The 12,079-nt window shown below is 67.9% G+C and carries 7 protein-coding genes; 5 read left to right on the top strand and 2 right to left on the bottom strand.

Annotated features, from left to right (window positions below; all coding sequences use genetic code 11):
* Positions 1 to 4: 4 nt before the first annotated feature.
* Positions 5 to 3,157: a glycoside hydrolase family 2 TIM barrel-domain containing protein gene (locus ASD15_RS05240; RefSeq protein WP_082551574.1), complete on the top strand. Its 3,153-nt coding sequence runs from the start codon at positions 5 to 7 to the stop codon at positions 3,155 to 3,157.
* Positions 3,158 to 3,181: 24 nt separating this feature from the next.
* Here the strand turns inward: ASD15_RS05240 and ASD15_RS05245 are convergent, their stop codons facing one another.
* Together ASD15_RS05245 and ASD15_RS05250 are read right to left on the bottom strand one after the other, a co-directional pair.
* On the bottom strand, positions 3,182 to 4,189 hold the full coding sequence (locus ASD15_RS05245; protein ID WP_057153766.1) for a FecR family protein: 1,008 nt from the start codon (positions 4,187 to 4,189) through the stop codon (positions 3,182 to 3,184).
* Complete coding sequence (locus ASD15_RS05250; RefSeq protein ID WP_057153767.1) at positions 4,186 to 4,761, bottom strand: RNA polymerase sigma factor; 576 nt, start codon at positions 4,759 to 4,761, stop codon at positions 4,186 to 4,188. The genes ASD15_RS05245 and ASD15_RS05250 overlap by 4 nt, the downstream gene beginning before the upstream one ends.
* 205 nt (positions 4,762 to 4,966) lie before the next feature.
* Here ASD15_RS05250 and ASD15_RS05255 point away from each other — a divergent pair, with 205 nt between their 5' ends.
* From ASD15_RS05255 to ASD15_RS05270, 4 genes are all read left to right on the top strand, one after another.
* Positions 4,967 to 7,405: a TonB-dependent receptor gene (locus tag ASD15_RS05255; RefSeq protein ID WP_229418071.1), complete on the top strand. Its 2,439-nt coding sequence runs from the start codon at positions 4,967 to 4,969 to the stop codon at positions 7,403 to 7,405.
* 104 nt (positions 7,406 to 7,509) lie between these two features.
* Positions 7,510 to 8,874, top strand: coding sequence for an MFS transporter (locus ASD15_RS05260; protein ID WP_057153768.1), 1,365 nt, complete (start codon positions 7,510 to 7,512; stop codon positions 8,872 to 8,874).
* A gap of 19 nt (positions 8,875 to 8,893) precedes the next feature.
* Positions 8,894 to 10,555 (top strand): serine hydrolase, encoded by a 1,662-nt coding sequence (locus tag ASD15_RS05265; RefSeq protein ID WP_057153769.1) that lies wholly within the window; start codon positions 8,894 to 8,896, stop codon positions 10,553 to 10,555.
* Between the two features lie 11 nt (positions 10,556 to 10,566).
* Positions 10,567 to 12,063: a M81 family metallopeptidase gene (locus ASD15_RS05270; protein ID WP_057153770.1), complete on the top strand. Its 1,497-nt coding sequence runs from the start codon at positions 10,567 to 10,569 to the stop codon at positions 12,061 to 12,063.
* Positions 12,064 to 12,079: the final 16 nt, after the last annotated feature.

Below are 12,079 nucleotides of genomic sequence, written 5' to 3' on the forward strand. Positions count from 1 at the left end.
ACCCATGTCCCGCCTCCCGTCCCGCCCCATGGTCCGCACCACGCTACGCCAGGCCGTCGGTGTCGCAGCCGCCTTGCTCGGGCTAGGCGCAGCGGATGCCGCCAACGTCCAAGCCGCCAAAGAGGCCGCGTATTCGCTCACGCTGAACGGCGACTGGTCGTTCAAGTACATCGCGGGGCGGGATGCTGGCGCCGATGCCGAATTCAGCTCCGCGAGCTTCGATGCATCCCGCTGGAACACCATCCCGGTGCCAGCCAACTGGGAACTGAAAGGCTTTGCCGAGCCTATCTATGCGGACGAACTGAAGGAGGGCCAGGGCCTGTACCGGCGTACATTCCGCGTACCGGTGAGCTGGCAGGGCCGCCGCACCTTGCTGCGCTTCGAGGGCGTGGCATTCGGCTACGAACTGTGGATCAACGGCAGGAAGGCCGGCGCATCGAGCGCCAGTGCGTTCAACCGCCACACCTTCGACGTCACCGAATTTCTGCTGCCGGGCGAAGCCGCCAACACGCTGGCGGTACGCGTGACAACCAGGCCGCCGGGATACGAATTCGACCTGAACGACGACTGGTCCCTGTCCGGCATTTACCGCGACGTGACGCTGTTCTCCGTACCCGCCGCGCATATCGCGGAGCTGGCGACCAGCACCAGGCTGCTGCCGGACGGCGCGGCCGAATTCTCGCTGGATGTGGAGCTGAGCAAGGATGAAGGCGAGCTGCGCGCCACGCTGATCGCGCCCGACGGGACAAGCGCCGCGACTGCGCGCCTGGTGACGCCGGCGGGCAAGGATGGCGCGCGCCGCCGCGCCGTGCTGCGCGTGGCCAAACCCAGGCTGTGGACGGCGGAGACGCCCGCGCTGTACCGCCTGCAGCTCGCGCTTGCGGACAAGGGGAAGACCGTGCATGCGGTGGATGAGCGGGTGGGGCTTCGCGAGGTCCGCATCGATGGCAGGGTGCTGCTGCTGAACGGGCGCCCGATCAAGCTGCGCGGCGTAAACCACCACGACCTCGATCCGCTGCATGGCCGCGCCATCACCGAGGCGCAGATGCGCGCCGACCTGGCGCTGATGAAAAAGGCTAACGTCAATTTCGTCCGCACCTCGCACTATCCACCCAACGTCCGCCTGCTGGAGCTGGCCGACGAAATGGGCTTTTACGTGATGGATGAAGTCTCGATCGGCCACGGCGAGAAAAACCTCGTGAAGCCCGAGTACCGGGACAACATCCTGGCGCGGGTGGAACCGACCATCGCGCGCGACAAGAACCATGCGTCGGTCCTGATCTGGAGCATCGGCAACGAGAACCCGGTCACGGAGGTGGAGCTGGAAGCAGGGCGGCTGGCGAAGCAGCTCGATCCGTCCCGGCCGATCACCTACCCGAAGATCGGCAGCTACTTCGCTGCGAACTACCAGAAAATTCCGGACTGGGTGGATATTCACGCGCCGCACTACCCAAGCAATGCGCGCCTGGTGGACTACGCAGCCACACTCGCGCGGCCGGCCATCATTACTGAATATGCGCACGCGCTGGGCTTGGCTACAGACCGCTTGCAGGAGCAGTGGGAAACCATACAGAACAGCCCGGTACTGGCCGGCGGCGCGATATGGCACTTCATGGACCAGGGCATCCTGAGCACCAGCGCCGCACCGGTCGATCCGGCAAGGCCGACGCAGTACGCGTGGCTGGACCCGACACGCTACTACAACACGCATGGGCTGGACGGCACGGACGGCGTGGTCTACGCGGACCGCACGCCGCAGACCGACTACTGGCAGATGCGCAAGGTGTATGCGCCGGTGCGGTTTCCCGAGCAGCGCGCGCAGGTGAAGCCAGGACGGCAGCAGGTAAGCGTTACGGTGGAAAGCCGCTATGATTTCCGGCCACTGCGCGGCGTGGGCCTGCACTGGTCCTTGCAGCGCAACGGCAAGGAAATCGGCCGTGGCATGGCGGGCTTGACGGCTGCGGCGCGCAGCAGCGAGGTTGTGCGCATTCCGCTGGATATCCCGGCCGGGGCGCAGGGCGACGTGCTCGCGCTGCAGCTGCGGGCGGTCGATGAAAGCGGCATGCAGGTGAATGAACGCACTGTGCAGCTCGATCTGCACGGCGCCGCCGGCACCCATATCGGCATGCAGCCGCGCGCCGGTTGGCCCGCTGGATTGCCGGCGCAGGGCGAACCCGCCGTCAGCGAGAGCGAAGATGGCATACAGGTCACCTTGCCGCAGTGGGTGCTGACGGTGCAGCGCTCCTCGGGAGCGCTGACGATCCGCGACCACGAAGGCAAGGTGCTGGTGGACGGGATTTATCCGCATTCCGGACGCAAGCCGCTGATGGCGGAGGCCTTGCGTGCCAAGCTGTCGGGGCTCTGGCTGAAGTCCACCCTTACGCGGCTGGAAAACGCGGTGATCAAGGTGCAAAAGCGCGACGGCAAGGTGCTGCTGGCCGTATCGGGCGAATATCCGCTGCCGCCGGATGGCAAGGACGCTCCGGCTGCGGCGCGTTCGCCGTCGCAGCCGTTTGACGATTTGGTGCCGGATGCTCCGGGCGCCGCGCAAGCGGCCGCCGCGCCTGCCCATGCACGCGGCGCAGTCCGCGACACGCTGCGCGGCGGCTACCAGCTCGACATCGCGGCCAACGGCGCCATCACGGTCTCGTACGCATTTAGGCCTGCCGCTGCTTCAGGTTTGCTGTCGGAAGCCGGCCTGTCCGTGGTGGCGCCGGCGGGTGTGGAAGAGTTCCGCTGGATCGGGCAGGGGCCGTACGCCGGCTATCCCGGCAAGGACATGCTCAACGAGTTTGGGCAGTATCACCTGAACCGCGCCGACCAGCGCTTCCAGGGCAACCGGCGCGGCACCGAGCTGGCGCTGCTGAGCGAAACCCGGGGCGCCGGCTTTGCGGTGGCCATGCAGCCCGGCGACGTCGCCGTGGAGCGCGACGGCGAACGCACGCTGCTGAGCCACAACGCCTTGGTCGGCGGCCTTGGCAACAAGGGCACCGCGCCGGAGGTGACCTACCTGGCGGAGAACAGCCCCCAGATCGCCGGCTCCTTCACGCTGGTGCCGCTGGGGACGCGCTGGCCGGCGGCGCTGGTCCGCTGGTTCGGAGCACCGGCGCCTGCAAAGGCGGTGTTCAAGCCGTTTTTCCACAGTTACGATCAATAGCCCTGCCGGGCAGGGCGTGCCGCGTCAGGACGCAGGGCTGGAGACCCGAATGCGGTCGCCGTCCGTTTGCACGTTCAGGCCGAAGCCCACGTGCAGCAGGCGCGCGAAGGCTTCCACATTGTGCGCATCGAACACGCCGCCGATGGCGATGCGCGCGGCAGCGTCGTCCTCGATCACCAGCTGCCGGCGGCCGTAGCGGTTGAACTGGCGCGCCGCGTCGGCCAGGCTCACCTGGTCGAACACCAGTTTGCCCTGCAGCCAGCTCAAGCTGGCGCTCAACTGCTGGCTGGACTTCCTGGTCACCAGCACATTGGCGACGTCGGCCACGGCGGCGTCGTCGCGCGCCAGCACGGTGGCGCTGGCGCGCGCGGTCTTCACCTGCACGCGTCCTTCCAGTACCGCCACGCGCAGCCGGTCGCCTTCGCGGAACAGTGAAAATTTGGTGCCCAGCACCGTCACGGTCTGCTTGCCGGCATGAACCACGAACGGCCGTTTCGCGTCATGGGCGATGTCGAAGAACGCTTCGCCCTGGTCCAGCCACACTTCGCGCGCCTTGGGCGTGACGGCGGTGCGCAATTTTGTGGCGGTGTTCAACGTCAGGTGCGAGCCGTCGGCCAGGGCCACCGATTCGCGCTGGCCGCGCGCGGTGGCATAGCGCTGCGTATCGGACTGTCCAAAACCGCCCAGCCCGCCAAGGCCGCCAAGGTCGGTCACCAGCACCAGGGCCAGCACAGCCAGGCTCAGGCCGGCGGCCGCGCGGTATACCGGCGGCCGCGCCAGCCATGCCAGGCGCGCGCGCCTGGGCGGCTCTGCGCCAAGGGCAGGGGATGGTGTTTGCAGCGCGCGCAGGCGGTCGGCACGGCGCCAGGCGTGGTCCAGGCGCAGGTAGGCAACCCGGTTGGCGGTGGATGCGTTCAGCCATTCGTCCAGTGCCTGCTGGCGTTCGGACGGCAAGCCCGCGTCGTTGCCGTCACGTTCCGCGATCCAGTCGGCCGCCCGTGCTTCAATTTCATTCAGTGCTTCAGATTTCATTGTATGGTTCCTTTCTTGCGCGCCGCCGCAATGCGCGCAGCGGCGGCGCTGCCACCCAGCGCGGCCGCCTGCAGCGCCACAGCCAGGGCGCGCACGCCCTTGGACACCTGGCGTTCCACCGTGTCCTCTGTGATGCCCATGCGCGAGGCTACCTCGCGCTGCGACAAGCCTTCTATCTTGCGCAGTTCGACCACTTCGCGGCAACGGGCCGGCAGCAGGTTCAGGGCAAGCTGCAGCAGCCGCAGCTCGCTGCGCGCGGCCAGATGCCGTTCGGGACTCAGCTCATCGATGGTCGGCGCCAGCGTATCCATGTCGGCGAAGGCTTCGATGGAAACGATTTGCGCGCGGCGTGCACGGTCGATCAGCAGATTGCGGGCTGTCGACAACACGAATGCCTGGGCCGATTCGGGCCGGCGCTGCGCGCAGCCGTCGTAGACGCGCGCGTACACTTCCTGCCGCAAATCGGCGATCTCGCCCGCATCGCGCCAGTTGCGGCGCAAATAGCGTTCGAGCACGCCTTCCAGCGGCAGGACCTGTTCGACAAACCAGGCGCTTAATTCATCATCTTTCAATCCGACCCCTCGCAAGTTTGCGGTTCAGCCATCATCCTCGTTGCCCTCAACGTCCTATATAGTAAGACGAGGCAGCGAAAAAAATCCGGTATCCCGCAACGAAATATATTTTTGAGCGAAATGCATACCGGATTGCGGCGCGGGGTTCGTCTTAGTTTGGTGGAGACACCCTAAAAAAGAGAAAACAATGAAACCGAAAACAACGATGAAGCTCCTGGTCCGGCTGGCCGTCGCTGGCGCAGTGGTATTGTGCGCCGGCGTGCAGGCCCAGGAACGCAATTTCGATATCGCCGGCGGCGAGTTGAAGGCTGCACTGGATGCGTATGCGGCGCAGTCGGGCACGCAGCTGATCTACAAGATAGAGGACGTCAAGGGCCGCAGCACCAAAGGCATCAAGCGGGCGTTGTCGTCCGAAGAAGCGTTGCGGCAGCTGCTCGATGGCACTTCGCTGTCGGTGCGGCGCGACGTATCGGGCGCCCTGGTGATATTTGTCGATGCGCCGCCGCCCAGGCCGGAAAAACGCGCGCAGACCGAGCCGCCCGCCATGGACACGGTGGTCGTCAGCGCCACCCGGCGCCGCGAACCGGCGCGCGAAGTGCCGATGCAGGTCAGCCGGCTGTCGACCGAGAAGCTGAGCCGCTCCGGCGCCAAGTCCTTGCAGGACTACCTGGGCAACGAGGCTGGCGTCGATGTCAAAAGCACCGGCGGGCCCGGCATCGGAACCCTGGCCATCCGGGGCGTGAGCACCGGAACCCAGACCATAGCGACGGTCGGCGTGTACATCGACGACGTGGCGTTCGGCTCCAGCACCGCTGTCGCCAATGGCGCGCAAATGGCGCTGGACATGGCCTTGCTGGACCTGAGCCACATTGAACTGCTGCGCGGTCCGCAGGGCACGCTCTACGGCGCCAGCGCGATGGGCGGCCTGCTCAAGTACGTGACCAACGACCCGGATACCTTCGAGTTTTCCGGCAAAGCCGCGTTGAGCGTTTCCGGCACGCGGGGCGGGGGCGTCAACCACACACTGAGCGCGGTGGTCAACGTGCCGCTGAAAGAGGACGTCGCGGGCCTGCGCATGTCGGCCTTCACCGACCACGCGGGCGGCAGCATCGACAGCGTAGGTTCGCCCAGCCGGCAGAACATCGACCGTGGCAACACGCGCGGCGCCCGGCTCGCCCTGCTGCTTACGCCCACCAGCCGGCTCAGGGTGCGGCTGACCGGAACCGCCCAGAACATCAGCCGTGAAGGTTACGAGTTTGTCGACTACAGCGCCGCCACCGGCCGCCCCATCGAGGGCGAGACCATCCGGCGCCTGTATGCCGCCGAACCCTATAGCGTGAAGATTGGCCTGCTGGCGGCCGATATCGAATACGACTTCGGCTGGGCGCGGCTCAATTCCATCACCTCGCGCCAGCGCGTGCGCTCCAGCGCTGCCACCGACGCCAGCGCTGGCTATATTCCGCTGCTGGCCGATTTCGGCATGGACCTGGGCAGCACCCCCGCGCTGGTCAGGGTGGCGCTGGACAAGTCTACGCAAGAGCTGCGCCTGACGTCCAGGCCCGACAAGCAGCTCGAATGGCTGGCCGGCTTCTATTACAACCAGGAGAAAAGCAACAACCGGCAGCGCGTGAAAAGTACCCTGGCCAGCGGGGCGCCGGGATCCGATCTGCTGACGGCGGAAGTGCCCGCCAGCTATCGGGAAGCGGCGCTGTATGGCGATCTGACCTGGAAATTCGCCAAGAACCTGTCCGTGACGGGCGGCCTGAGGGTGGCGCGCAACGAGCAGCAATATGTGCAGCGCTCCGACGGGCTGCTCGCCGGCGGTGCGCAAGTCATCGACGCCCGTTCCGCCGACACCAGCCGCACCTGGCTGCTGACCGCGCGCTACGGCCTGACGCCAGCCAGCTCGGTCTATGTGCGCGCCGCCACCGGCTACCGGCCCGGCGGACCGAACTCGGTGCTGAGGGATCCGCACACCGGTGCACTGAACGGCCTGCCGGCGTTCCAGCCGGACACCTTGACCAGCCATGAGCTTGGCTACAAGGCCGATTTGCTGGGCAAGCGCCTTTCAGTCGAGGCGGCGCTGTTCAAGCTGGACTGGAGGAATCTGCAGCAGTACCGGCCGATCAACGGCGTGTCGGCAATCGTCAATGCCGGCGCGGCGCGCGTGCGTGGCGCCGAACTAATGCTGGGCTACCGGCCGGATGCCCATTGGACCCTGGCCGGCAACGCCGCCTACCTGGACGCCGTGCTGACCGACGATGCGCCCGGCCTGGGCGCGCTGGCCGGCGCGCGCATGCCGGCCAGCGCCCGCCTGTCGGCCAGCCTGAGCGCCAATTACGCCTTTGAGCTGGCCGGTTTCGCCAGCTACGCCGGGGTGGCGCAACGCTACGTCGGCGCGCGCAACGGCGGCTTTCCGGGCAGCGTAGCGATGCCGCTGTATCGGCTGCCGGCCTATGCGCTGACCGATCTGCAAGCCGGGATCGATTTTAAACGCTACAGCATCGCCCTGTTTGCGCGCAACCTGTTCGACAAGCGTGCCCAGTTGGGAGCGGACAGTACAGTGCAGGCACTGGGCGGCCCGGTCTGGGTGTCATTGGCCAAGGCGCGCACGCTGGGCGCCACGGTGACAGTGCCGTTCTAAGCCACCCGCGCGGCTAGCCGGCGCAGTTGCCGGCACATCCGCACGCTGCCGGCGGCGTTCCGCCGCCGGATCCACATTCTCTTTTTCTTCTAGGGGCTACGCTCATGGACAATCACGTCTTGCATTTCGCTGCGCCGCCGCAGTCCACCACCTCGTCCGCGGGCGGCCTGCTGGCCGGCTACGGGCTGCTGGTGCTGGTAATCGCCACCATTTTCAGCGCGCTGGACCGGCAGATCCTGGTGCTGTTGGCAGAGCCGATGCGCCAGAGCCTGGGCCTGTCGGACACCAGGCTGGGCTTGGTGCAGGGTGTCGGCATCACCCTGTTCGCCGGCGCGGCCGCCGTGCCGTTGGGCTGGCTGGCCGACCGCTACGGCCGCCGCACGCTGCTGGCCGCCTGCGTCCTGGTGTGGGGCGCCGCCACCGCAGCCTGCGGCATGGCGCAGGATTTCACTTCGCTGTTCGTCGCGGCCATCGGCCTGGGCATCGGCGAAGCCGGGCTGGCGCCCATCGTCTACGGGCTGATACCGGAGATCGTGCCGGAGCGCCGCCGCGTGCTGGCCAACGGCGTGTACACGCTGGCTGCCATCCTCGGCTCGGGCCTGGGGATGGCGCTCAGCGGCGCGCTGGTGGACGCGCTGGACGGCGTGCGTCCGCTGTTGCCGCCCATCCTGCAGGCGCTGGAGTCCTGGCGCCTGGCCTTTCTTGCCGTGGCGCTGCCCGGCCCCCTGGTAGCGCTGGCGGTGCTGCTGATACGGCTGCATCCGCAGCGCGCCGCCGCCCATGCGCCATCCGAACAGGCCAAGCCCGCCGTGCCCGCCTATATCCGCGCCCATGGCCGGACCATGGCTTGCGTGTTCGGCGGCTCCGGCCTGATGGCGCTGGGAATCGCGGCGAGCGCCAACTGGGCGCCCATCGTGGCCTCGCGCATGTTCGGCGCCACCACCGGCCAGGTGGGGCAGGGGATCGGTGTGGCCTATTTGCTGGGTACGGTGGGCGGCGCGGTGCTGGGCGCGGCCGGCGTGCGGATGCTGCGCGGCCGGGCCGGGCTGGCCACGCCGGTGCGGGTAGTCACCATCGGCGCCGTGCTGGCCGCGCTGGCTTCGTTGCTGATGCCGGCCGCGCGCAGCGCCGACGGCCTGTACTGGCTGTTCGGCGCGCAGGTGGCAGCGCTGATCGCCGGCAGCGTGCTGGTGCCGACCCTGCTACAGGACATGACACCGGCGGCGCTGCGCTCAAGGCTGATCGCCATCGGCAGCGGCGTGACCGTGGGGCTCTCGGCACTCAGCCCGCTGCTGGTGGGCGCGCTATCCGACCTGCTGCGGGCGGACCCCGAGGGGCTGATGACCGCCATGGCAGCCGTCGGCGCGGCCGCCTTTGCACTGGCCGCACTGGTCATGCGCATGGCCGAAAAGCCCTTTGTGAACACCGTTGCAACCATCCACCCCGACCTCGCGCTGCGCGGGGCTTGACCGCTTTACTGGAGAGACCATGAACGAGGCAAACATGATAGACAAGACCGGTACGCTGGACGCGCTGTTCCAGCCCCACAACCGCAGCGACGCGCCCGGCCTGGTGGTCGGCGTGGCGCAGCACGGCCGGCGCCTGTACCGGCGCGGCTTCGGCCTGGCCAGCGTGGAGCTGGGTGTGGCCAACACCGCCTGGACCCGCATGCGCATCGGCTCGACCAGCAAGCACTTCACCTGCCTGGCAGCGCTGCTGCTGGCCGAGGAAGGCAAGCTGAACGTGGATGCCGGCGTGCGCGAGTATTTCCCCGCGCTGCCGCCGCTGCGTGGCGAACCCACCCTGCGCCAGCTCATGACGCACACCAGCGGCTACCGCTGCTTCCTGGACCTGGCCTCGATCGGCGACGGCATGGCCATCAAGCCGCAGGGTGCGGCCCTGGCCGCGCAGTTGCGCCAGACGGCGGTAAATTTCGCGCCGGGAGAAAAGATCTTGTACTGCAACGGCGGCTACCACCTGCTGTCCCTGGTGATAGAGAAGGTGGCCGGCATGCCCTTTGAGCAGTTCCTGAAGGAGCGCATCTTCACGCCGCTGGGGATGGTGGACACGATCTCGTCTCCCAGCGATTTCGAGATCCATCGCGGCATGGCCACGCTGCACGTGCCGCGCCCGCCCGAGCAGGGCGGCGGCTGGCGCCTCGGGATTTTCCCGACCGAGGAATTGCGCGGCGAGGGCGCCATGATCTCCACGCTGGACGATATGCTGACCTGGCTCGCGCATCTGCGTTCAACCAGCAAGACGGTGGGCAGCGAGGCCAGCTGGCGCCAGATGACCACCCGCGCCACGCTGAATAACGGGCTGTCCGTGCCTTATGGGCTGGGCCTGATGCTGCACGGCTACCGGGGCGTGGAGGTGATCCACCATGCCGGCGGCGTGGTCGGCGGCACCTGCCAGATGATCACCGTGCCCAGTCACGCGCTCGACATCATCATCATGACCAACGGCGCGCAGGCCAATCCCATGGACCTGGGCTACAGCATCATCGACACCATGCTGGGCGACGCCTTGCCTGCCGCCGCGCGCGAAAAGGCTGCCGCCGCGCGTTTCCAGCCTATGCTGGGGACGCGCTACCATTCCGGCGCCTCCGGGCTGGTATGCGGCTTTACCGAAGCGCCGGAAGGGAAGCTGGGCCTGAGCTTCCTGGACAGCCTGCCGGTGCCGATGACGGAACACGATGCCAGCTTGCGCATCGGTTTCGAGGAGTTGGCGCTGGGGCCGTTGGAAGTGCCGGCCGCCGCGCTGGCGATGGAAGGCCAGCAGGCGCCGCCCACGCTCACGCTCAGCGAGGGCGGCCGTGCCGAGCGCTACGAGCGCCTGCCTGCCACGCCGCCGGCCCTGGCCGAAGTGGGCCTGGCCTTGCTGGGCCGCTACCACGCGCCGGACCTGGGAGCCGATGCGCTGATGCGCTTCGACGGCGCCCAGCTGAAACTGGAAGTGTTCGGCGCGCACGGCTGCGACGTCATGGTGCTGGAAGCGTTTTCGGACCTGGTGTTCGGCCTGCGCTTCGGCGGTGAATACCCGCCCTTGCGCGGTGTGCTCAGCGCCGAACGGTCGGACGGCGCGGTCAAGGCGTTCCGCATCAACACGCACCGCACCCGCAACCTGCGCTTCGAGCGCCTGGCCGACTGAAGGGAGGCGCGATGAAATTCTTTATTGCCCAGTTGGCCACCGAGACCAATACCTTCGCCACCACGCCGACCGGCCGTGGCGGCTTCGAGGAATGCGGCATTTTCAGGGGCGACGGCAGCCGCGAGGATCCGGACGGCACCGGCGCCATCATGCACGCCTGCCGTTCGATGATGGAAGCCGACGGCCACCAGGTCGTTGAAGGCCTGTGCACGCTTGCCGAGCCCTCCGGCCGCACCGTGCGCGCAGTGTACGAGGAGCTGCGCGAAATGCTGCTGGAAGACCTGCGCGCGGCCCTGCCGGTCGACGCGGTGCAGCTGATGCTGCATGGCGCGATGGCGGCGGACGGCTATGACGATTGCGAAGGGGACCTGCTGGCGCGCGTGCGCGAAATCGTCGGCCCCGGCGTACCGGTGGGCGCAGAGCTGGACTTGCACTGCCATTTCACGGAACTGATGCGCGCCTCGGCGGACGTCATCATCGCCTTCAAGGAGTATCCGCACACCGATATCGCCGAGCGCGCGCGGGAGCTGTACCGCATCCTGGCCGACACGCACGCCGGGCGGGTGCGGCCGGTCACCGCTGTATTCGACTGCAAGATGGTAGGCGCGTGGCAGACCACGCGCGAGCCGATGAAGGGTTTCGTGCAGCGCATGCAATCCTTCGAGGGGCGGGACGGCGTGCTGTCGGTGTCGCTGGGCCACGGCTTCCCGTGGGGCGACGTGGCCGATTCCAGCGCCAGGCTGTGGGTCGTCACCGACAACGACACGGCGCTGGCAGAAAAGCTGGCTGCGCAGCTGGCGCACGAGTTCTGGAACCTGCGTGAACTGGCCGGCGTGCAGGTGCTGCAGCTCGACGCCGCATTGAACCAGGCCCTGAACCTGGCCCTGGAGCAGGCCACGGCGCAGAATCCCGGTCCCGTGGTGCTGGCCGACGTGGCCGACAACCCCGGCGGCGGCGCGCCCGGCGACGCCACCTTCGTGCTGCGGCGGCTGATCGAACGCGGCATCGGCAACGTCGCCATCGGCGCCTTCTGGGACCTCGGTGCGATCCAGATCTGCAAGGACGCCGGCGTGGGCGCAACCATGGATCTGCGCATCGGCGGCAAGTGCGGTCCCGCCTCGGGCCAGCCGCTGGACCTGCACGTGACCGTGCGCGCGGTCGTCGAAGGCCATAGCCAGAGCGCGGCGGCCGTGGGCGGGCGGGTGGGGCTGGGCACCTGCGTCTGGGTGGAAGGGCCGAACCGGGTGCACATCCTGCTGGCGTCGCTGCGCGGCCAGATATTCTCGCCCGAAGCCTTCACCGGTGTCGGCCTGAGCCTGGAGGACAAGAAGCTGGTGGTGGTGAAATCCGCCGTCCACTTCCACGCCGAGTTCGCGCCCATCGCCAGCACGGTGCTGTACGCCTCCACCCCCGGCGCCATCGCGCCCGACTTCGCGGCCCTGCCGTACCGGGTGCGCAACCTCGACTACTGGCCGCGCGTGGCCCAACCGCACGCGGCCTGGCGCTAAACCCATTGACCGGAAC

Source organism: Massilia sp. Root351 (assembly GCF_001425045.1).
Lineage (GTDB): Bacteria > Pseudomonadota > Gammaproteobacteria > Burkholderiales > Burkholderiaceae_D > Rugamonas.